The 22,304-nt window shown below is 65.9% G+C and carries 18 protein-coding genes and 1 tRNA gene; 10 read left to right on the forward strand and 9 right to left on the reverse strand.

What is annotated here, in order from left to right:
- Positions 1-117 precede the first annotated feature (117 nt).
- From AC5RWA_RS00895 to AC5RWA_RS00910, 4 genes are all read left to right on the forward strand, one after another.
- Positions 118-1,434, forward strand: a complete 1,317-nt coding sequence (locus tag AC5RWA_RS00895; RefSeq protein ID WP_494056185.1) for a glycosyltransferase — start codon at positions 118-120, stop codon at positions 1,432-1,434.
- Complete coding sequence (locus AC5RWA_RS00900; RefSeq protein WP_494056186.1) at positions 1,431-3,293, forward strand: right-handed parallel beta-helix repeat-containing protein; 1,863 nt, start codon at positions 1,431-1,433, stop codon at positions 3,291-3,293. Before AC5RWA_RS00895 ends, AC5RWA_RS00900 begins: the two co-directional genes overlap by 4 nt.
- Entirely contained in the window at positions 3,290-4,363 is a 1,074-nt protein-coding gene (locus AC5RWA_RS00905; protein ID WP_494056187.1) for a right-handed parallel beta-helix repeat-containing protein, read from the forward strand. Before AC5RWA_RS00900 ends, AC5RWA_RS00905 begins: the two co-directional genes overlap by 4 nt.
- Positions 4,364-4,426: 63 nt before the next feature.
- Positions 4,427-5,872: a UDP-glucose dehydrogenase family protein gene (locus AC5RWA_RS00910; RefSeq protein ID WP_494056188.1), complete on the forward strand. Its 1,446-nt coding sequence runs from the start codon at positions 4,427-4,429 to the stop codon at positions 5,870-5,872.
- Between the two features lie 32 nt (positions 5,873-5,904).
- On the opposite strand, the gene AC5RWA_RS00915 is transcribed toward AC5RWA_RS00910, so the two are convergent.
- Positions 5,905-6,921, reverse strand: coding sequence for an asparaginase (locus AC5RWA_RS00915; RefSeq protein ID WP_476245526.1), 1,017 nt, complete (start codon positions 6,919-6,921; stop codon positions 5,905-5,907).
- A gap of 37 nt (positions 6,922-6,958) precedes the next feature.
- Positions 6,959-8,533: a molybdopterin-dependent oxidoreductase gene (locus tag AC5RWA_RS00920; protein WP_275726934.1), complete on the reverse strand. Its 1,575-nt coding sequence runs from the start codon at positions 8,531-8,533 to the stop codon at positions 6,959-6,961.
- A gap of 99 nt (positions 8,534-8,632) precedes the next feature.
- Here AC5RWA_RS00920 and purD point away from each other — a divergent pair, with 99 nt between their 5' ends.
- Complete coding sequence (gene purD / locus AC5RWA_RS00925) at positions 8,633-9,949, forward strand: phosphoribosylamine--glycine ligase (protein ID WP_494056681.1); 1,317 nt, start codon at positions 8,633-8,635, stop codon at positions 9,947-9,949.
- Between the two features lies 1 nt (position 9,950).
- Positions 9,951-10,889, forward strand: coding sequence for a phosphoribosylaminoimidazolesuccinocarboxamide synthase (locus tag AC5RWA_RS00930; RefSeq protein ID WP_494056189.1), 939 nt, complete (start codon positions 9,951-9,953; stop codon positions 10,887-10,889).
- Between the two features lie 36 nt (positions 10,890-10,925).
- On the opposite strand, the gene AC5RWA_RS00935 is transcribed toward AC5RWA_RS00930, so the two are convergent.
- A complete protein-coding gene (locus AC5RWA_RS00935) occupies positions 10,926-12,191 on the reverse strand; it encodes a helix-turn-helix domain-containing protein (protein WP_079597587.1) in 1,266 nt (421 codons plus the stop codon).
- 140 nt (positions 12,192-12,331) lie between these two features.
- On the opposite strand from AC5RWA_RS00935, the gene AC5RWA_RS00940 reads away from it, so the two are divergent.
- A complete protein-coding gene (locus AC5RWA_RS00940; RefSeq protein WP_494056190.1) occupies positions 12,332-12,553 on the forward strand; it encodes a hypothetical protein in 222 nt (73 codons plus the stop codon).
- 147 nt (positions 12,554-12,700) lie between these two features.
- Here the strand turns inward: AC5RWA_RS00940 and AC5RWA_RS00945 are convergent.
- The 6 genes from AC5RWA_RS00945 to AC5RWA_RS00970 form a co-directional block, all read right to left on the reverse strand.
- Positions 12,701-12,777: transfer RNA gene (locus AC5RWA_RS00945), tRNA-Pro, on the reverse strand.
- 76 nt (positions 12,778-12,853) lie between these two features.
- Entirely contained in the window at positions 12,854-13,543 is a 690-nt protein-coding gene (locus AC5RWA_RS00950) for a GntR family transcriptional regulator (protein WP_494056191.1), read from the reverse strand.
- 74 nt (positions 13,544-13,617) lie between these two features.
- Positions 13,618-15,444, reverse strand: a complete 1,827-nt coding sequence (locus tag AC5RWA_RS00955) for an ABC transporter ATP-binding protein (protein WP_494056192.1) — start codon at positions 15,442-15,444, stop codon at positions 13,618-13,620.
- Positions 15,441-17,249 (reverse strand): ABC transporter ATP-binding protein, encoded by a 1,809-nt coding sequence (locus AC5RWA_RS00960; RefSeq protein WP_494056193.1) that lies wholly within the window; start codon positions 17,247-17,249, stop codon positions 15,441-15,443. Before AC5RWA_RS00960 ends, AC5RWA_RS00955 begins: the two co-directional genes overlap by 4 nt.
- A 141-nt stretch (positions 17,250-17,390) precedes the next feature.
- The gene (locus AC5RWA_RS00965; protein ID WP_115524857.1) at positions 17,391-18,335 is read right to left on the reverse strand and encodes a metallophosphoesterase; all 945 of its coding nucleotides are present in this window, start codon (positions 18,333-18,335) and stop codon (positions 17,391-17,393) included.
- A 6-nt stretch (positions 18,336-18,341) separates the two neighbouring features.
- A complete protein-coding gene (locus AC5RWA_RS00970; RefSeq protein ID WP_494056194.1) occupies positions 18,342-20,648 on the reverse strand; it encodes a transglycosylase domain-containing protein in 2,307 nt (768 codons plus the stop codon).
- A 37-nt stretch (positions 20,649-20,685) separates the two neighbouring features.
- Between AC5RWA_RS00970 and sp36 the strand changes: the two genes are divergently transcribed.
- From sp36 to AC5RWA_RS00985, 3 genes are read left to right on the forward strand one after another with little or no spacing between them, the layout of a single operon-like run.
- The gene (gene sp36 / locus AC5RWA_RS00975) at positions 20,686-20,841 is read left to right on the forward strand and encodes a Sp36 family protein (protein WP_009359196.1); all 156 of its coding nucleotides are present in this window, start codon (positions 20,686-20,688) and stop codon (positions 20,839-20,841) included.
- 2 nt (positions 20,842-20,843) lie between these two features.
- A complete protein-coding gene (locus AC5RWA_RS00980) occupies positions 20,844-21,377 on the forward strand; it encodes a RidA family protein (protein ID WP_275726956.1) in 534 nt (177 codons plus the stop codon).
- Between the two features lie 15 nt (positions 21,378-21,392).
- Positions 21,393-22,304 (forward strand): NUDIX hydrolase, encoded by a 912-nt coding sequence (locus AC5RWA_RS00985; protein ID WP_079597579.1) that lies wholly within the window; start codon positions 21,393-21,395, stop codon positions 22,302-22,304.

The raw sequence follows: 22,304 nt of genomic DNA on the forward strand, positions 1-22,304 counted from the left end.
GGCCCCTCAGCAGGGGCATCAGGGCCCCGCTACCGGCTCCGGTGGCGGGAAGGACCACGCCGCCGGCCGTGCGCCGGCAGTTCCCTCACTGAAATCCACCCCAGCGAAGGACTGCCCATGACTGCCCTATTCCTTGATGTCGACGACGTCTTCGGGGCCTTCACCGCCCGAAGCCTCAACGAGTTCTACACCGAATTTTCCCCCTACTTCCCACTCGCCGTGGCAGGCGTCATTGTCTGGGGCCTCTGGCTGTACCGGTTCATCCTTTCCCACCGGGCGCGGCCCATCGTGACCGGTTTCCGGGCGTCCACCTCGGTGGTGGTCCCGTCCTTCCACGAGGACCCGGACATCCTGATGAGCGCCCTGGAGTCGTGGCGGCAGCAGAAGCCGGACGAGATCATCATCGTCCTGGACGTCGAGGACCTCGACGCCTACCAGCGGATCAATGCCCTGGGCGATGACACCATCCGGCCCGTCCTGTTCCACCACATGGGCAAGAGATCCGCGCTGGGCGTCGGGATGCGGATGGCGCGGCACGAGATCCTGGTGCTCACCGACTCGGACACCTGGTGGCAGCCCGGGCTCCTTGCCAACGTCCAGATGCCCTTCGAAGACCCGATGGTGGGGGCCGTCGGCACCCACCAGAACGTGTACCAGCGGGATACCAGCATCTGGCGCCGCATCGCGGACTGGCTGGTCAACGTCAGGTACCTGGACTACGTGCCGGCCATGGGCCGGGCGGGAGCCGTCCCCTGCATCTCGGGCCGGACCGCCGTCTACCGCCGAAGCGCCGTGATGGACGTGATCGAACACCTGGAAAACGAGTACTTCATGGGCCGCCGCTGCATTTCCGGCGACGACGGCAGGCTCACCTGGCTGGTGCTGGCCTCCGGCTACAAAACGGTCCACCAGTCGTCCGCGCGGGCCCTGTCAATGTTCCCTTCCAGCTTCCGGGCCTTCATGAAGCAGCGGGTCCGCTGGAGCCGGAACTCGTACCGCTGCTACCTCACCGCCATTGCCAAGGGCTGGCTGTGGAAGGTTCCGTTCGTCACCAAGGTGACGGTGCTCCAGATCCTCCTGACCCCCGTCACCATGGGGCTCACGCTGGTGTACCTGGTCTTCCACCGCCTTGATCCCACCCCCTTCGGAATCGGGGCCGCAGTCTGCTGGCTGCTGCTGGGCCGGGGCATCCGCGGCGTCTCGCACCTCCGGCGGCACCCCAAGGATTTCCTGATTCTCCCGGTCCTGGCCGTCACCGTGATCCTGGTGGCGCTGCCCATCAAGATGTACGCCTTCGCCACCATGAACAAACAGGGCTGGCTCACCCGCCATGCCCACCAGACGGGCGGGGACGGCCAGGACGCCCGTACCCTCAGCGCAGGGGACAACCTCAGCACCGGGGACAACCTCTCCACAGGGGAGGTGGCGGCATGAGGGCCGCCCGCCCCATCGCGGCCGCCGTCCTCACCGCCGTGCTGGGGACCGTCGGCTTCCTCTACGCCGGCAGCATCCAGGACGGTTCCGGGGCCGAAGCCCTGGGCCGGAACGAGATCGCAGCCAACGGCAACGTGCAGGGCCGGCTCTACCCAGGGAATCCGGCCAGCGAGGCAAGGCTGGTGGAGCAGGAGGACGAGCGCCTGGTCTACGTGCGCACCATCGCCTCCGCCGCCCGCTGGCGCGTGGAAGGACTGGAGGGCCCGTACCGGATCAGGACCGGATCCAGCTACACGCTGGTCCTGCCCGCGCGGGCCGAAGCCTACACCGTGGCGGACCTGCTGGCCCTGGCCCCCAACGCTTTCCGTCCCCTGGACAGCCAGCAAAACAACGGGAACTACCTGCTGTCCGAGTCCATCGCGGTTTTGGCCGGCGCCACGCTGTCCCTGGCCTCGCCGGACCCTGCACGGCCGCTGAACCTGAGGCTGGAAAGCGGTGCCCGGTCATTCGTCTCCCTGGTGGCCCTGGGCGGGTCGCTCACGCTGGGCGGCACGGACGCAGCGCGCGTCAGTGTCACCAGCTGGGACAGCACCAAGGGCGGCCCGGACCGGACCACGGTGGACGGCCGCGCCTACATCCGGGTGGTGGGCGGCCACGCCTCCTTCAGCCACTCGGACATCTCCGAGCTGGGTTTCTGGAGCGGCAACACGGGCGGCCTGTCCCTGACCGGAACCGAGGCGGTGGGCACCTTCAGTGATGAACAGCCGACGCCGGGGGAGACGGAGGCGGCAAGCGGCGGCGCCCGCCTCCTTCCGGAAGCGGAACTGGCAGCCCTGACGCAGGAATCCGCGCAGGACTACAGCCTGGTCACGGCAGGCATCGAGAACGTCCGCCTGCGCAACAACGCCTTCGGGCTCTTCGTCACCAACGCCCGGGACATCGCCGTGCGGGACACCACCATCACGGGCAGCCTTGTGGACGGGCTGGTGCTCCATCGGTTCGTCTCCAACGCCACCATCACGCGGACCGATTCCTCCGGGAACGCAGTGGACGGCTTCAGCGTGGGCCGGTCAACGCAGGGGGTCACGCTGGACGGCATCAAAGCCGTGGCCAACGGGCGCAATGGAATATCCATGGACGGCCGCCCGCTCGCGGACGGGCCAAACGCCGTCGGGACCGCCGTGAACGCCTATGGCGGAAACACGGTGGCCGGGGGCACTGTCGAAGACAACGAGCGCTACGGCATCGAGGTCATCGGCGGCACGTCGCTGGCCCTCAGGGACAACCGCGTCAAGGCCAACGAGGTGGGGATCGTGGCCGCCGACGGCGCCAAGGGCGTCACCATCACCGGCAACACCCTGCTGGACAACGCCCGCCAGTCCATCGCGGTGCGCGGCGGCGGCTCCACGGCCCGGGTCAGCGGCAACTCCATCACCGGCGGTGACACCGGCATCTACGTCAGGGACGCCACGGCGGACGTCAGCGCGAACACCCTGGACCGGATCTCCAACCACGGCATCACCCTGCTGGGCACAGTCGATAAAACGTCCGTGGCCGGCAACACCGTGGGCGGCAACGGGTCCAGCGCCATCTGGACCGAGGCATCAACCGGTGCCATCCTTGGCGAGAACGACGAGCTCTCCTGGGTCCCCGCCTACACAGTGGAAAGGGTGGTCAAGTCCGTGTTCCAGCCCCTCACGTTTATCTGGTTCGTGCTCGCCGCGCTGCTGCTCATCACCGCCGTCGCGCGGGGAAGGAACGCCCAGGGCGTCATCCGCAGCCCCTACGCCGACCACGTCCCGCTCACCTCCCTGGGCAGGGGAGTGGTGGCGTACGACGACGAGAGGCAGCTGCGGTGACCGGCCGCCGGATCCGGCTGGGCGCCTGGGCCGTGCTCGCCGTCGTGATCGTTGCAGTACTGATGGGAGTTTTTGCCATGATGGGCTTCCAGGAGGAGACGCCCCAAGGGGGCACCCCGCCATCATCAAGGCCGGCCCCAACGGAACCCGGAGCTGCGCCACCTCCTGCCCCGGGGGCGGCACCAGCGGAGTGCCCGGCCGGCACCGCCGTCTCGACGGCGGCCGAACTGACCGCAGCGCTGGCAGCAGCCGGTCCGGGTGCCGTGATCCGGCTCGCGGACGGCGTCTACGTCGGCAACTTCCGGGCAACCGGGGCCGGGACGGCAAGCCAGCCGATCACGCTCTGCGGCGGCCCGGGAGCGGTCCTGGACGGCGGCAGCACCGAGGACGGCTACGTGCTCCATCTGGACCAGGCGTCCTACTGGACCGTGCAGGGCTTCACCGTCCGGAACGGGCAAAAAGGGATCATGGCTGACGAAACCACGTTCTCCCTGTTCCAGGGCCTCACCGTCGAGAACACCGGCGACGAAGCCATCCACCTGCGCAGGTTCAGCTCGGATAACAAGGTCACCGGCAACACCATCCGCGGCGCCGGGCTCCGGAAACCCAAGTTCGGTGAGGGAATCTACATCGGAACGGCGGAGAGCAACTGGTGCGACGTCAGCGCCTGCGAACCGGACAAAAGCGACCGCAATGAAATCCGCGGCAACACCGTCTCGGACACCACCGCGGAAAGCATCGACATCAAGGAAGGAACCTCGGCCGGGCTCCTGCTGGAGAACATCTTCGACGGCTCGGGCATCACCGAGGCCGACTCGTGGGTGGACGTCAAGGGCAGGGGCTGGCGGATCGAAGGAAACACCGGCAGGAACTCACCCCAGGACGGGTTCCAGACGCACGAGATTATTGATGGCTGGGGCACGGAGAACGTCTTCCGCCGGAACGTCGCGGAAGTCAACGGGCCCGGACTCGGCTATTCACTGAAACCCGCGCGCGACAACGTGGTCGACTGCAGCAACACAGCCTCGCAGGCGGAACAGGGCCTCTCCAACATCCCCTGTACCAGCTAGAGGACAACGCCGGCCATCCGGCGGACTGCTCACTCCTCCACTAGAGACGGAATCGAGAAACCAATGAACAACCTTCCTTCCTTCAACGCGCCCAAAATCACGGTGGTCGGGACCGGTTACCTCGGCGCAACGCACGCCATTTGCATGGCGGTCATGGGCTTCGACGTCCTGGGGTTCGACGTTGACGAGCGGAAAATTGCCCGGCTCTTGGCCGGCGAGGTGCCGTTCTACGAACCGGGGCTCCCGGAGAAACTCCACGAGGCGCTCGCCTCGGGACGGCTGAGGTTCACCACGGACCTGGATGAGGTGGCGCAGTTTGGCGACGTGCATTTCATCTGCGTCGGAACACCCCAGGCGCCCAACTCCACAGCTGCCAACCTGACCTTCGTGGACGCGGCCTTTGCCGGGCTGGCCGCACGGATCACCCGGAAAGCACTGCTGGTGGGCAAATCCACGGTGCCCATCGGCACCGCGGCACGGCTGGCCGGCATGGTGGCGGACATCTCGCCGCTCGGGGCGGACCTCGAAGTGGCATGGAATCCGGAATTCCTGCGCGAAGGGTATGCCGTGCAGGACACGCTGCACCCGGACCGGCTGGTGTTCGGTGTGGCGTCAGCCTGGTCCGAGTCCATGCTGCGGCGGGCGTTTGAGCCGCTGCTGGCGGACGGCACGCCGTTGATCGTGGCGGACATGCCGACGGCGGAACTCGTCAAGGTGGCGGCCAACTCCTTCCTGGCCACCAAGATTTCCTTCATCAACGCCATGGCCGAAGTCTGCGAGGCCACCGCCGCCGACGTCAGCACGCTGGCCAAGGCGTTGAGCCTGGATGACAGGATTGGCGGCAGGTTCCTCAAGCCTGGCCTGGGATTCGGCGGCGGCTGCCTGCCCAAGGACATCCGGGCCTTCAAGCACCGTGCTGAGCAGCTGGGCGTGGGCCAGGCCGTCAGCTTCCTGGGCGAGGTGGACTCCATCAACAACCGCCGGCGCGTCCGCACAGTGGACCTGGTGCGGGAACTGGCCGGCGGAAGCCTTGCCGGGGTCAGGGTGGCGGCACTGGGCGCGGCGTTCAAACCCAACTCCGACGATGTGCGGGACGCCCCTGCCCTGGACGTGGCCCGCATGCTCTACCTGGAAGGGGCGGTGGTGACGGTGTACGACCCCGAAGCGAACGCCAACGCCCACCGGCTGTACCCGGACCTGAACTACGTCGACTCCCTGGCCGCGGCCGTGGAAGGCGCGGACGTGGTGGCACTCCTGACCGAGTGGGATGAATTCCGCTCCGCCGGCCCGGATTACTTGGGCGGACTGGTGCGGCACCGCCGGATCGTTGACGGCAGGCATGCCCTGGATTCCGGACTGTACGTCTCGTCCGGCTGGGAGTACCGGGCCTTGGGCCGGCCCTACCAGGCTGCGCCCTACGGCACGCCGCCCTACGGGACTGCTCCCTATGGGACTGCGCCTGCGGGGCAGGCTGCCGTTGCGGACGCGGAGCTGAAGCGGCCGGCTTAGCCAGGCGCAGCCTGCGCGTCAGTCAAGGCGCCTCAATCAAGGAGCGCGGAAACGGCCGGGCCCAGGCGGATCTTGCCCACCGGCCGTCCGCCGCCCGTCACCGGTTCCACCACTTTTTCCAGGACGCTGGCAACACCGGGGATTTCCACCGCGCCGGCAGCGGCAAGGAGCGTCAGGGCCACCAGCGAGGTGGCCCTGACGTTGCCGTCCAGGATCTTGATGGCCACGGAGACACCCTGAGGGGTGGCCATGGCCAGGACGCCTTCCGCCCCGATTTTGGCAATAATCTCCAGCTCATCCATCACCAGCGTGTTGGCCTCGCCGCGGCCCTGCACAGCCCACGGATAATCCAGCATCGATGTGGCGATCGTGGCGGCGCGGGCACTGAAACTCTGGTCGCCCGGAGCCTTCGCCAGGTGGGAGAAACCCCTGGCCAGGCCCTTCAGCGAAACCGCAGCCACCGGCGCCCCGCACCCGTCGATGCCCAGATGGGCGATCTTCTCACCCGTGTACTCCTCGATGACCGTGCGGACCCGCTGCTGCAGGGGATGGTTGGGCTCCAGGTAGCTGTGGGTATCCCAGCCGTTCTCGGTGCAGGCCCAGAGGAAGGCCGCATGCTTGCCTGAACAGTTGAACGCCAGCCGCGACTTGCCTTTTTCCGAGCGCACCAGCCAGTTCCTGGCCGTCTCGTCCTGCGGCCACGCCTCGGGGCACTGCAGCTGGTCCTCGCGGACCCCGGCTGCCTTGAGCATCCCGGCCACTACGTCCATGTGGTCCAGCGAGCCGGTGTGGCTGCCGCACGCGATGGCCACCTGGGCTCCGCGCAGCGGGACACCTGACTGCATGGCGGCGAGGGCCTGGAACGGCTTCAGGGCCGACCTGCCGTAGATGGGCGTATTGATGTCGCCCAGTTCGGTCACCACGGAACCGTCGGCGGACAGGAGGACGGCTGAACCGATGTGCCGTGACTCGACAAAACCGCTGCGCTCGATCACGGCCAGTTCGACGGCGGAGTCCACGGTGAAGGTGGCATGCGGGTTGTGCGGCATGCTGCCCAGTCTAGGGGCCGCCCCTCGGAATCCGGCGCTACTCCACCGTGACCATCACGGACTGCCAGCCGGACGCGCCGTCGGGAACAGGATCAGCACGCTGGTCCGTCTGCACCTCGCCGGTCCCGTCAGTGGCCCGGACCTTGATGTAGTGGGCGCCGGGGGTGGCATCCCACTGGTAGGACCACTGGCGCCAAGTGACCAGGGACGCCTCGGTGGAAAGCTCGGCCTCTACCCAGTCTGCGTTGTCGATCTGGATTTCCACCTTCGTGATGCCGCGGGTCTGGGCCCAGGCTGTGCCTCCGACGGCAACTTGTCCGGCCGGTACCTTGGCGAAGGACTTGGGGACGTCCACCCGTGCCATCGTCTTGATGGGGCCGCGTTCGGCCCAGCCCCGCTCGGTCCAGTAGGCCTTGCTGTCGGCGAACCGGGTGACTTCCAGGTCAACCACCCATTTGGTGGCGGAGACAAAGCCGTACAGCCCCGGAACCACCATCCGTACGGGGTAGCCGTGCTCCAGCGGCAGCGGCTCGTCATTCATGCCGATGGCCAGCATGGCGTCGCGGTCATCCTGGAGCACTTCCAGGGGCGTGGAGGCGCTAAAGCCGTCAATGGACGTGGAAAGCACCATGTCCGCACCGTCGGTGGGCCGGGCCCGTTTGAGGACTTCGCGGAGGGGCAGGCCCAGCCATTTGGCGTTGCCGGCCAGGTTGCCGCCCACGGGGTTGGAGACACAGGTGAGGGTTACGTGCGATTCGATCAGGTCGGCGTCGAGCAGGTCCTGGAAGGTGAGCCGCACTTCCTCCTCCACCAGCCCGTGGACCCGCAGTTCCCAGTCGTCAGCGTTGATTTCCGGAACGCTCAGTGCGGTATCGATGCGGTAGAAGTCGCCGTTGGGCGTTACCCATGACGGAACGCCCGGCACTGCTGCCTGGACGCCGGCGGGTACGGCAGGTGCGGCGCTGACCGGAGACGGCAGCTTGAGGGCCTCCCGCGCCTGGGCAATATTGCTCCGTGCGGCACCGAGGAGCCGTCCACCCGTTGCCGCGATCCCGGCGGCCGCCGCGGTGATGCCGGCCGCGGCAAAAAAACGGCGCCGGCTGGTTCCCGGACGTCTGTCTTCTACTGCTGTGTCCGCGGGCGCCTCCGGCCACGCCTTCATGGTCCGCAAAGGCCCCGTCAAACGCCGCAGGGCTACGAGGCCGGCGAACGTTCCGAGCACGCTGGGGAGCGCATCCACCGGATTCACTCCGGCACGGGTCACCACGCTCGCCACGATAACCGTGCCCATAAAGAGGACGCCCAGGACGCCCAAGGCCCACCTGCGGTAGGCCACGACGCCCAGGACACACGCGAGCACGGCGATGGTGAGCCCCATGCCCGCAAACAGTGCGGCCTTGTCATTCGTGCCGAACGTGGCGATGGCGAAATCCTTCAGCCAGGACGGGGTGAAGTCGATGAAGGTTGATCCCAAGGCGAACAGCGGGGTGGCCCGCGCGGTGAAGAACGCACCGATCAGCTCCGCAACGGCGAGGACGACGGCGGCCGCCACCACGCCGGCCAGTGCGGCCAAAGCGGTGGGACCCTGGAGCCAGTTTCGGAGCTTTTTCATGGTTGTTGTTCGGAGCGGGAAGGGCTGCGGATTGTCACTGCAGGTTGGAAGGGACACAGCTTAGGAGGGGGCAGGGTGCACAAAGTACCCTTGGAGACTGTGAAGGTACTCGTCATTGGCCCCGGAGGCCGCGAACACGCCATTGTCCGCTCCCTGCTCGCCGACCCCAACGTGTCCGAAGTCCATGCGGCGCCCGGCAACGCCGGCATCAGCAAGCTGGTCCCCACGCATAACATCAACGGCAACGATCCCGACGCCGTGGCTGCGCTCGCCACCAAGCTCACTGTTGACCTGGTGGTGGTGGGCCCGGAAGCTCCGCTCGCCGCAGGCGTGTCCGACGCTGTCCGTGATGCCGGAATTCCCGTGTTCGGGCCCAGCAAGGCCGCCGCCCAGCTGGAAGCCTCCAAAGCGTTTGCCAAGGAGATCATGGCAGAGGCCGGAGTTCCCACGGCGATGGCCATGGTGGCCACCAACGCCGACGAAGCAGCCTCCGCCCTGGACACCTTCGGCGCCCCCTATGTGGTGAAGGACGACGGCCTCGCTGCCGGCAAGGGCGTGGTGGTCACCAGGAACCGCGGGGAAGCGCTCGCCCACGCGCAGTCCTGCTTTGACGCCGGCGGCTCGGTGGTCATCGAGGAGTTCCTGGACGGGCCGGAAGTCTCCCTGTTTGTGCTTTGCGACGGGCACAACACGGTTGCCCTGTCTCCGGCGCAGGACTTCAAGCGCATCTTCGACAACGACGAAGGCCCCAACACCGGCGGCATGGGCGCCTACACACCCCTTGAATGGGCCCCCGAAGGCCTGGTCCAGGAGGTCATCGACCGCGTGGCCCAGCCCACCGTCAACGAGATGGCCCGCCGCGGCACCCCCTTCGTGGGAGTCCTGTTCGTAGGACTCGCCCTGACCTCCCGCGGCACCCGCGTCATCGAATTCAACGTCCGCTTCGGCGACCCCGAAACGCAGGCCGTCCTCGCCAGGCTCAAAACGCCCCTCGGTGCCCTGCTGCTCTCAGCCGCCAAGGGCGAACTGGACAAGGCAGAGGAGCTGCGCTGGGCGAAGGAATCTGCCGTCGCCGTCGTCGTCGCGTCCGAAAACTACCCGGACACTCCCCGCACCGGCGACCGGATCCGCGGGCTGAAGAAGGTGGAAGCGCTCGAAGGTGTACATGTAATCCACGCCGGAACGGCCTTTGACGAGGAAGGCAAAGTGGTCTCCGCCGGAGGCCGTGTGCTCGCCGTCGTTGCCCTCGGCAGCGACCTGGTGGAAGCGCGCGAAAGGGCGTACGACGGCGTGGAGCTGGTGCAGCTGGAGGGCTCACAGTTCCGCAGCGACATCGGCGGCAAGGCGGCGCGCGGGGAGATCAAGGTTCCTTCCGCGGCCACTGCTTCCCTGCCCGTAACGAAAGCGAAGGCCTAGCATGACGGAAACACCAGCCCCCCGCGGCTTCAACACCACAGCACTCGACCTGCCGGGCTGGAAGCACGTCTACTCGGGCAAAGTGAGGGACCTCTACGAACCGAACGACGAGTCAATCCAGCAGCGGATTGGCCAGGAATGCGTCCTGGTGGTCGCCAGCGACCGCATCAGCGCCTACGACCATGTGCTGGCCAGCGAGATTCCGGACAAGGGACGCATCCTCACGCAGCTGAGCCTCTGGTGGTTCGACCAGTTGGACGTGGAACACCATGTGCTGGCCTCCACGGTGGAGGACGGGGTCCCGGCCGAGGTTGAGGGCCGTGCCATGATCTGCAAGAAGCTGGACATGTTCCCGGTGGAATGCATCGCACGGGGCTACCTCACCGGTTCCGGCCTGCAGGAATACAAGGCGTCCGGAACGGTGTGCAGCATCCCGTTGCCCGAGGGCCTGGTTGACGGTTCGCGGCTGGAGCAGGCCATCTTCACGCCGTCGGCAAAAGCCGAAGTGGGCGAACACGACGAGAACATCACCTACGATGCCGTGGCGGCGATCGTGGGGGACGATATCGCCGGCCGGCTCAAGGAGCTGACGCTGAAGATCTACACGACGGCCGAAGACATTGCGCGGCAGCGCGGCATCATCCTCGCCGACACGAAGGTGGAGTTCGGCTACGACGCCGTCTCCGGCTCAATTACCCTTGGCGACGAGGTGCTGACGCCGGATTCCTCACGGTTCTGGGATGCCGCCACCTACCAGCCGGGCCAGGCGCAGCCGTCCTACGACAAGCAGTACGTTCGGGACTGGCTGACATCGGCGGAATCGGGCTGGGACAAGTCCTCTGATACGCCGCCGCCGTCGCTGCCTGCTGAGGTTGTTGAGCGTACCCGCAGCCGCTACGTCGAGGCCTACGAGAAAATCACCGGGAAAACCTTCGCCTGACGGAGCCCCAGCTCCTCCCGGCGAACGGCGTTGTAGCTAGCTGGCCTTCGCGGCGGCTGCCGCGCGCTTTTGGGCCAGTTTTATTTCCAGGACCGCGTCCAGTGCCTGCTGGACGCGGTCCCCGGCGCCGGCTGCGCTGAAGGCTTTCTGCGCTTCCTGCAGGTGGACCAGGGCTTCGTCCGGCTCGCCTGCTGCCTTGAGGGACTTGCCCAGGAGGAGTGAAACTTCACCGGCGGTGTGCTTGGCGAGGGCGTTGCGTTCGGCGTGGATCTCGCGCAGCTTCTCGACGGCGGCGACGATGTCCCCGGTCAGGTACAGCCACCGGGCGCGGATGAAGGCGACTTCCAGTGCGTCGCCCTTAGTGCCGCTGACGATGGAAAAAGCGAGTTCAGCACGCTCGATGGCAGAGAGCGTTTCCGGTTCCACGATGCCTGCCGTCAGCCTAACAGTGGCCGAAGCCTTGTTGAACCGGGCCCACAATTCAATGTCGTTCGCCGGCGACAGCAGCTTGGCCGCACGCTCGTGGTGCTTGACGCCTTCCGCATAGTCGTGCCGGATAAAGGCGACATTTCCGATGACCCAGGCTACTTCACCGGCGAGCTGGGACATGGACGCTTCATCAACCTTGTCACTCATGATCTCGCAGTAGCGCCAGGCGTCATCCAGCCGTCCGCTTTCCGCCAGGGCTGCTATGAGGGCACGGAGGGCACCAACGATGATTGTGGAATTTCCGGGAAGCTGTTCCGAAAGTTGCACTGCTTCCAGGGCCTGGTCCACTGCGAGTGACAGCTTGCCTTGGCGTTGGAAAACCGTGGCCAGCATTTGGCGGGCCCGGACACCCAGTCCTGCGGACTCCCTTGCCATGGGATGTTCCAGCAGGCGTTCCACGATCTGCTGGCATTCCTGCAAGTCATCGTGTTTCAGCAGGCATTCTGCCTGCATGTACGTCATGTTCCACCAGGCGCTGGTGTTGCGGCCTTCGAGGGCGATCTGTGCAGCCGTAGCAGCATGGCTTGCAGCCAGCGGATAGTCACGAAGGTCCCAAGCCTGGCGGGCGTAGAGACCTGCCAGGACATATTCCGCATCGCTGACTGAGATGGGCTGGCTCCAAGCTTCCAGCGCTTTGGGTGCCAGGTCCAGGCGACGGGCGAGTTCCTCGATGACCTCGGCTGTCGGCTCCCGACGTCCGGTTTCGAGAAGCGAGATGTAGCTGGGGGAATACAGGTCCTTGCCCAACTCGGCCTGAGTCAGTCCACGCTCGAGTCGTTCCGCACGGAGCTTTTCCCCGAATCCATTGCCCACGGCACTCCTCCTCTTCTGGTCCTGATGGGGACAGTTCCTTTCGCAAGGCTTGACAAGCCCTGTGGAAAACATTTTACAATGTATGTCAACAAGGGCTGTGCTGGCTTTGTAACGAATCCGACTCGCATTAAGGAACTCACATGTTCAAAAAGATTGCCGCCGCGGCTGTCTTGGCTGGGGCTTTGGCGTTCTCCGCGGTGGCTCCGGCCACCCTCTCCGCAGGTTCCGTTTCCGACACCTCGGATATCTCGTCAGCAACAGGTATTTGGCCCGATCCCATGTCCTCCAAGCAGGGCAAGGACAAGAAGAGCAGCGACACCACCTACACCACGTACACGGGTATCTGGCCTGACCCGATGTAACAGCACCCCTTAAACAGGAGGCATGAAAATAACCCCGGAGCTTCTGCTCCGGGGTTATTTTTTGTCAAAGGGCCAGTCACGGTGCGTGACCGAGACCAAAGCGAGACACAAAAAGAGGGACTCCGCAAGGAGACCCTCTTTTCGTTATGGTCGGGATGACAGGATTTGAACCTGCGACCTCTTCGTCCCGAACGAAGCGCGCTACCAAGCTGCGCTACATCCCGATCCGCTGCGAAAGCAACTTTACAAGGATAGCCGATCCCGGGTCCCGATGTGAAATCCTGGCCGCAGCCATTCCCATCAGCGGCGCCGGCGGCGCGGCACCGGCTCCTTCGGCAGCCGTTCGGCGAGGCCGGGGAGGGACGCGGAGCGGCCGCGCTCGACGTGGGCGGTGGCCAGTGCGGAAGCGAGCGCCACCTGGCCGGAGGTGATGGCGAGGACCAGTTCCTCGTGTTCCCGCCACATGGCCTGGGTGTCCCGCTCGGGTGTCAGCCGGAACAGCCAGCGGACCCGTCCGTTCATCAGGCTGGTCATGCGCCGGAGCAGGTGGTGGTCCGCCAGCAGGACGATCTGCTCATGGAGGTCCGAGTTGCGGCCGGACGATTCCTCGCCGGGTGTCCCGCTGCGCGCATACTCCAGGGCCTCAAGCAGTGGGGAAGCATCGGCTCCGGCAGCCACCTTCCTGGCGGCGCAGGCAGCGGCCAACGGCTCCAGCTGCATGCGCAGGTCGAACACTTCCTCGGCGTCCCGCAGGGTGAACGTATGGACCACTGCCCCGCGCCGGGGAGCGGTGGTGATGAAGCCTTCAGCCTCGAGCAGGGGCAGGGCCTCGCGCAGCGGGATCCGGGATACCTCGAATTCCGCGGCGAGCTCGCGTTCATTCAGCCGCCCGCCCGGCGGGAGTTCGCCCGAGATGATCCGCTCGCGCAGGACTTCGGCCACCTTTTCGGACAGCGGGCCGCGCGGCAGCAGCGGGCTGGGTGACTCCATGGGTGCTCCTTGGACAGGCAGGTTTCTCATAGCCTAACCGCGGCCTGCATGTCTGCCTGCCGTGACCGGCGGCCTTAGACCAGCGAATCCTTCCAGGCGCCGTGCAGGTCGGCGAAGCGCCCGCCGCCGCCGATGAGGTCCGCGGGGCTGCCGTCCTCCACGATACGGCCGTCGTGGACCACCAGGACCCGGTCCGTGGTCTCCACGGTGGACAGCCGGTGGGCGATGATCAGCGCAGTCCTGCCGGCGGTATCGGTGCCGGCGAGCAGGCGGGCCAGCCCACTCTGCACCAGCCGCTCGGAGGGTATGTCCAGGGAGGAGGTGGCCTCGTCCAGTATCAGCACGGCCGGGCGTGCCAGGAAGGCCCGGGCAAAGCTGATGAGCTGGCGCTGGCCTGAGGACACCCGGCCACCGCGCTTGTTCACGTCCGTGTCATAGCCCTCGGGAAGTTCCAGGATGAAGTCGTGGGCACCCACCGCCTTGGCGGCTTCCTCGATTTCGGCGCGGGACGCCTCAGGGCGTCCAAGGGCGATGTTGTCTGCCACTGAACCGCTGAACAGGAAAGCTTCCTGGGTGACCATCACGATGTTCCGCCGGAGGTCCGTGGTGCTGAGGTTCCGGAGGTCCACGCCGTCAAGGGTGAGCGAACCGGATGTCACATCGTAGAAGCGGGCAATGAGCTTGGCCAGCGTGGACTTTCCGGCACCCGTCTGGCCCACCAGTGCCACGGTCTGGCCGGCCGGAATGTGCAGGTTCAGGGTGGGGACGACGACGGGCCCGTCGCCGTAGCGGAACTCTACGCCACCGAAGTCGATTTCCCCCCGGGCGCTCTTCAACGCAACAGGGTTCTTCGGCGGGCGCACCGTGGGAACCTCCTCGAGGAGGCCGGAGACTTTTTCGAGGGCGGCCTGGGCGCTCTGGAAGGAGTTGTAGAACATGGCCATCTGGTCCACCGGCTGGAAGAAGCGCTTGGTGGAAAGCATCAGTGCCAGCAGCACTCCCACCGCCAGGTCGCCGGTGAGTACCCGGAAGCCGCCGAACAGCAGCACCACGGCCACGCATACGTTGCCGATCAGGACCAGCCCGGGCTGGAAGATGCCGTTGAGGTTGATGGACCGGACGGTCACCTGCCGGTATTCCTCGGCCACCTGCCCGTAGGTTTCCGCGTTTTCCTTCTCCTTGCGGAACGCCTTGACGGCGCGGATGCCGGTCATGGTTTCCACAAAATGCACGATCAGCCGGGCGGACACCACCCGGGATTCCCGGAAGACAATCTGGGAGTGCTTCTGGTACCAGCGGGCCAGGAAGAACATGGGAACGCCGGCGGCCAGGACCAGCAGCCCGCTGCGCCAGTCCAGGGCGAAAACGGTGACGGCCGTGAAGATCATGAACAGCAGGCCCGATGCCAGCGAACTCACGCCCGAGTCAAGGAGCTCGCGGAGGGCTTCAAGGTCGGAGGTCTGCCGGGCGATGATCCGCCCGGACGTGTATTTTTCGTGGAATTCCAGGCTGAGCCGCTGCGTATGGCGGAATACCCTGACCCGGAGGTCCAGCAGCATGGACTGGCTGAGCCTGGCGGTGGACGTGACGTACAGGGCCGTGAGCCCCGCCGTCGCGATGGCTGCCAGGAGGTAGGCGACGCCGGTGAAGACCAGCGGAAGGTTGTCCCCGGCCTGCAGCGCCGGCAGGGCGTGGTCGATGCCGAACGCGATGAGCGCCGGGCCGGCAACCCGCGCGGCCTGGGAGAGGACCACCATGGCGATGGTCAGCCAGAACCGCACCCGTACGGGACGGATGAGGGAGCGCAGCAAGGCGAGCGACCGTCGTCGTACTGCCCTGCTGTCGCTTTTGCTGAGGTGGGCGTTGTCTTCATTGGCCGTGCCGAACGTTGCCGTGCTCATCGGGTGACTTCCTCTGCCTGGTCCTCAAGCGCCGACAGTTCGGAGTCCAGGTCCCGGGGTTCCCGGTCCAGGCTGGCGATGACGTAGCGGTAATGGTGGTTGCTTGCCAGCAGTTCCGTATGGGTTCCGACGGCGGTGATCCGGCCTTCCTCAAGCAGCGCCACCCTGTCGGCGAGGGCCACGGTGGACGGCCGGTGGGCCACGATGAGGGTGGTGGTGTCCTTCAGCACTTCCCGCAGGCGGGTCTCCACGAGTTCCTCGGTGTGGACGTCCAGGGCGGACAGGGGATCGTCCAGGACCAGGACTCTGGGGCGGGCCGCGATGGCACGTGCCAGGGCGATCCGCTGCCGCTGCCCGCCGGAAAGGCTGAGCCCTTCCTCGCCGATCAGGGTGTCCACGCCCTCTGGCAGCGAGTAGGCGAAGTGCGCCTGTGCCACGTCGAGTGCTTCTTCCAGCACGTCGTCAGTCCGTTCTCGGGCGCCCAGCAGGATGTTATCGCGGACCGAATTGGAGAACAGCGTGGTGTCCTCGAAGGCCACGCCCACGATCTGCCGGAGTTCCTCCACGTCGAAGTCCCGCAGGTCCACGCCGTCGATGGTGATGGCTCCTTCGGTCACGTCATAGAGCCGGGGGACCAACTGGATCAGTGCGCTCTTGCCGCTGCCCGTGATCCCCACCAGGGCCATGGTTTCGCCGGGCCGGACGTCAAGGGTGATGCCCTTGAGGATGGGCTTGTCCGGTGCATCGTCGAACGCGAAGGAGGCGTTGATGAACTTCAGGGAGCCGGCCAGCCGGGCGGGACGCCGCGGTTCCGGGGGGCTTGTGATGGTGTTTTCCGAGTCCATCACCTCGTAGTGGCGGTCGACGGCGGTCTTGGCGGTGAGTGCCATGGCCAGCAGCATTCCGGAGAATTCCACGGGGGAGGCCATCACGGCCGCGGTGGCGAAGAACGCCACCAGGGCGCCGATGTCCAGCTGGCCGCTGGCGCAGAGCATAACGCCGACCACCAGGCCGGCGCCGAGGGCGAGCTCGGGCAGGAGCGTGACCACCATGGTGAACATGGCCTGGTGGCGGGCCTTTTCGATCTCGGTCTGCCGGAGTTCCTCAGCCTGTTCGTTGAAGTTCTCCAGCGCCTCCCTGCTGCGGCCGAAGGCCTTAAGGACGCGGATGCCGTGAACGGATTCCTCCACCGTGGTGGCAAGGTCGCCGGCCTGGTCCTGGCTGCGGCGGGCAACCTTGCTGAATCGGGTCCGGAAGCGGAAGCTGTACGCCATGATGGGCACGGCGGCGGCCAGGAAGATGAGGGCCAGCTGCCAGCTCATGGCAAACATGACCGAGATGCCGATGATGACGGTGAGGGTGGTGACCACCAGCATGATGGCGCCGAAGGCCATCCAGCGGCGCAGGAAGTTCAGGTCCGTCATGGCGCGGGAGAGCAGCTGGCCGGAGCCCCAGCGGTCGTGGAAGGAGACCGTGAGGTCCTGCAAATGGCCGTAAAGTGACACCCGCATCCGGGTTTCCACGGTTGTGGCGGGATTGATCACGAACTGCCGGCGCAGGGCCACCAGTCCGGCCTCGGCCACGCCCAGGACCAGGATGATGCCCGCGGACATCCAGACCGCCTCGGTGGCGCCGCCGGACTTCAGTGATTCATTGACCAGGACGCGCAACACCTGGGGGATGGCGAGGGCAACAACGCTGGCCAGGAGCGCGCAGAGAAGCCCCAGCAGGAGCCGGGGAATGATGGGGCGGACATGGGGGTAGAGACGGCTGATGGATCTGAAGAATGGAGTTTGCTTGGCCATGCCCGCTTCTCAAGCTCTAAATCGAATGTAGTTTCCCGTAGCAACTACCCTATGCCATGGGGTGAGACGATTCACAGGGATCGAACCGGGTTTGGGCGCTTGGCCACTTATTGCAGTCCGTAATGGCCCTGCGGCCCGGCGCTAGCTTGGGGAGGTGAGGGTCAGCAGGACCGCTTCGGGTTTGCAGGCGATCCTTACCGGGGCGAAGCGCGAGGTGCCGATGCCGCCCGAGACGTTCACCGGCGTCGTGCGTCCGTTGTTCTGCCAATCATTCAGGCCCTTGGCGCGCCATGTGGGGAGGTCGCAGTTGGATACGAGGGCACCGTAACCCGGGATGCACAACTGGCCGCCGTGCGTATGCCCCGCGAGCAGGAGGTCCGCCCCGTTCTCGGTGAAGTGGTCCAGCACCCGCTGATAGGGCGCGTGGATGACGGCCACCTTGAGATGGTCGTTGGAGTCCTGGTTGATGGTTCCGCGGGGCCACCCTGCATAACGCTCACGGTTCAGGTGCGGATCATCCACCCCGGAAAAATCGAAACGCATGCCGTTCAGGACCAGCGACTGGTGGCGGTTGGTCAGGTCAACCCAGCCGCCCATCCCGAATCCCGAACGCAGCCGCGGCCAGTCCAGCGGGACGGGCTTTGGCTTCACCTTCGACGGGCCAAGCAGGTAGGTGGCAGGGTTTTTCAGGCTCGGCGCGAAGTAATCGTTGGAGCCGGGGACAAAGACGCCCGGAAACTCCAGCAGCGGGCGGAGAGCGGCCAGGAGCGGATCCACCGCCTGGGCGTGGCTGAGGTTGTCTCCGGTGTTCACCACCAGGTCCGGTTCCAGGCCGGCCAAGGATTCCAGCCAGGCCGCCTTTTTCTTCTGGCCGGGTACGAAGTGGATGTCGCTCAGGTGAAGGATCCTAAACGGATTCCGGCCGGGAGGCAGGATGTCCAGGGTCTCTTCGCGGAGGACAAACTGGTTCTTTTCCCAGAGCCCGTAGCCGAACGCGGCCATTCCTGCGGCTGCCCCGGCTCCTGCGGTGACGGCAAAGCCGCGTCCGACGGTGCGGACGCGGCTGGCCAAGGTGGTCATGGTCATCGGCGGCTAGCCGTTCCCGTTTCCGTTGCCGTTCCCGTTGCTGCTGGGCTCAGGGGCGGGCTGCGTGGCGGCCGGCGAGGAGGGTGCCGGCGCCTGGGTGGCCTGGGGAGCCGTGGTGGCGGGTGTGGTGTTCCGCGTGGTTCCGCCGCCGCCCAGCAGGTTGCTCGGCGGCGCGGGGAACGGCTCGGTGCCGTACGCCGGGGCAATCCGGGTCATGAAGTTCGAGAACATGGGCCCGGCGATCATGTAACCATCGATCCCCTGGTAGAACTTGCCGTTGACGGTGACGTTCTGGCCTGGCCGCTGTTGGGACCCCAAGGCGTCACCGAACCAGGCAGCGGTTGCCAGGCCGGTGGTGTGGCCAACAACCCAGGTGGAGCCGTTGTTGTTGGACGTACCGGTCTTGGCGCCGATGGGGAAGCTGGTGCGGGTGGAGATCCTGGGCTGGATCAGCGAGCCGGAGCCGCGGTTCAGCGTCTCCTGCAGCGCATAGTTCACGCCGCGTGCCACCTCGGGCTTGATCGCGTCCCGGCAGTTGGTGGACTGGGCGGGCAGGGTTGCCCCGGTCTGGTCCTTGACTGAGGTGATGGCAATGGGCTCGCAGTACTTTCCGTCATTGGCGAACGTGGCGAAGGCGCTGGCCATGGTCAGCGGGGCGGTCTGCGTGGAGCCCAGCAGGTTTGCCAGCGTGGACATGTTGATCTTCGGGTTCGGGTCGCCGTCAGCGGGGAGGCCGCCATGCAGGCCCACAGCGTCCACGATCTTCTGGATGCCGCAGAAGTCCAGCTGGGCCGCGGACGCAAAGGTCACGGTGTTGATGGAGTTGTAGAGGCCTTCAAGGACGGACAGGGGCCGGTACCACTGCGGCTCTGCGTTCTGCAGGTCGTCAGCGGCGCCGAGGCCCTTCTCGGCCGTGTTGTACGCGCCGGTGACCACGCCGCAGGAGTTGCGCCAGCGGAAGTTCAGCGGGTACTTGCGCTGCGCGGCGTTGACTACGGTGTTCATGGACTTGCCCTCGTTGAGCCATTGGGCGAACGTGAACGGCTTCATGGTGGAGCCCGGCTGTGCGCCGCCCAGTCCGTTGAGGTCGTTGCCGTCCTTGTCCAGCTTGTCCACGTTGAAGTTCACCTGCGAGTCGAAGGAGCCTTCGGCCGGCAGGAAGGTGGTGTTCTGGGCCATCGAGACGATCTTGCCCGAGTTGGGCTGCACGGAAACCATGGCGGCGCCCCACTTGTCCGGGTTAGCGCCGGCGGAGGCGTTGACCTGTTCCTGGGCGGCAGCCTGGGCGTTCGGGTCGAGGGTGGTGGTGATGGTCAGGCCGCCGCCGTAGATGAGGCGCTTCCGCTCATCCAGTTCCGCGCCGTAGGCGGGGTTGTTCTCCAGCAGGTGGAGCACGTAGTCACAGAAGTACGGGGCGGTGGAAGCGTACGCGCAGCCCTGCTTGGGCTGCGTCACCTTGGTTTCCACGGGAGTGGCAACGGCGGCGTCGTAGTCCGCCTGGGTGATCTTGCCCTGGTCCCGCATGAGTCCCAGCACCAGGTCGCGGCGCTGCTTGGAGCTCTCCGGATTGCTGATGGGGTCGAACGCGGACGGGCTGTTGACCAGCCCGGCGAGCAGCGCAGCCTGGGGGAGTGTCAGGTCCTTGGAGGAGGTGCTGAAGAAGAACCTGGAGGCGGCTTCGATGCCATAGGCGTCACGATTGAAGAACACGATGTTCAGGTAGCCCTCAAGGATCTGCTCCTTGCTGAACTCCTTCTCCAGAGCGATGGCCAGCTTCATCTCGCGGAGCTTGTCGCCCACGCCCTTGTTGACGCCGTTGAGCTTGATCTGGTCCTCGTTGCCCTCGGCGGCGAGGTTGGCGTTGAGGACGTTGTTCACGTACTGCTGCGTGATGGTGGAGGCGCCCTGCCGGTTGCCACGCGCGGTGCTCACCAGTGCGCGGAGAATACCGGTGGTGTCCACACCGCCGTGGTCATAAAAACGGCTGTCCTCGACGGCGATGACAGCCTGTTTCACGAACGGCGAAATCTGGTCCAAAGCAACCTTGGTGCGGTTCTCTGTGTAGACGCTGGCGATCTCGCTTCCGTCAGCCGCCAGGATCCTGGTGGTCTGGTTGGGCGGATCAACCTTCAGCTCCGCCGGAAGTGTGTCGAAGAACTCGATGGAACCACTTGCTGCGCTGCCCGAAACGGCGGCCGCCGGGACCAGCAGGCCAGCTACCAGGACACCACAAATCGCACTCACGCCAAGGAAAACGAGGATCTTTCCGAGGGTGGTGGCAGTATCGAATAAGGGGTTCTTACGAGTCGCCATGTTTTCCACTTTACCGGCAAGGACTAGTCTTTCTCTCATGACCAAATGGGAGTACGCGACGATTCCGCTCATTATTCACGCCACAAAGCAGATCCTGGACCAGTGGGGAGAGGACGGCTGGGAGCTCGTCCAGGTTGTCCCCGGACCTGACGGAAACGGCCTGGTTGCCTACCTTAAGAGGGAGAAGCAGTAGTAATGAGCACCCCCGCAGAAGCCCCGTCCGGCACGGCAGCAGCCCCTGTTTCCGCTGTTGAGCAGCGCCTTGCCGAACTGGGAATCACCCTTCCCGAGGTGGCCGCCCCGGTGGCCTCTTACGTGCCGGCAGTGATCTCCGGCAGCCACGTCTACACCTCCGGCCAGCTCCCCTTTATTAACGGCAAACTCGAAGCTACCGGCAAGGTTTCGGCGGGCAGTGAGGCCTTCGCCGACGAGCCCACTGTTTCCCCGGAAGACGCCCAGCGCTACGCCGCTGTGTGCGCCGTCAACGCACTGGCCGCCGTCAAGAGCGTGATCGGGGACCTGGACCGCATCACCCGCATCGTCAAGGTGGTGGGCTTCGTTTCCTCGGAGGCGTCCTTCACCGGACAGCCCGCCGTCATCAACGGCGCCTCCGAACTGCTGGGACGCGTCCTTGGCGACGCAGGCCAGCACGCCCGTTCCGCCGTCGGCGTTGCCGTCCTTCCGCTCGACTCTCCTGTGGAAGTCGAACTGATCGCCGAATTCAGCTAAGGCCGGTCGCTTCCCTTGCCTCACCTCGCCCGACGCCTTTTTGCACTTCCCCAGGATCTCGAAGGGGCAGCGCACAGCTGGCTTGAACACGGCGAACGGACTCCACGGGCTGCGCGCCTGGCGTCGTCCGTGGTCCTTTTGCGGGATTCCCCCACCGGCCTGGAAACCTGGCTGGCTTACCGGCCAGGTTCCTCGCCGCTGGGGGTTCTTGCGTTCCCCGGTGGCTCGCTTGATGCCGCCGACGACGACCCCGTCGGCTGGCTGGGTCCGTCACCGCAGCATTGGGCTGAGCAGATGGGAACGGATGACGTCGGGCTGGCGCGCCGCCACGTGGTGGGCGCCATCAGGGAACTTTTCGAAGAGACGGGCGTGCTGCTGGCGGGGCCGGACATGTCCAGTACCGTCGAAGCCACGTCCACCGCCGACTGGATGCGTGCCCGCATTGCCGTCGCCGAACAGGAGAAGACGTTCACGCAGGTCCTGGAAAAGCGGGGCCTCCTGCTCCGGACCGACCTGCTGAAGTCCCTGGTCAACTGGCGCAGCCCGGACTTCGCGCACCGCAGGTTCGACACCCGCTACTTCGCGGCCACCGTGCCGCTGAGCCAGGAGCCCACTCTCCTGGAAGGCAAGGGCGTCTGGGGCAGGTGGGTGAACGCCGCAAGGATTATCGAAGACCGTGATACCACCGCGCTCGGCGACGAAGTGGGCCAGGAGAACACCGTGGGGCGGACCCTCGGCGAGCTCCTGGTCCCTGGCTCCGAGATCATGCTTGAAAAGATGGCCTCGGCCAACGGCTGCATCGCCTACCTGAGTTACAAGCGCAAAGCCCACGTGTACCAGCCCAGCCTTGTCCAGGAGGACGGAAGGCTCCTCCTCGAGGTGGAGGCGGCGAAGACCACACCCGGCGATCCCCAGCGCGAACGCTAA

Source organism: Arthrobacter sp. 210 2, assembly GCF_059093025.1.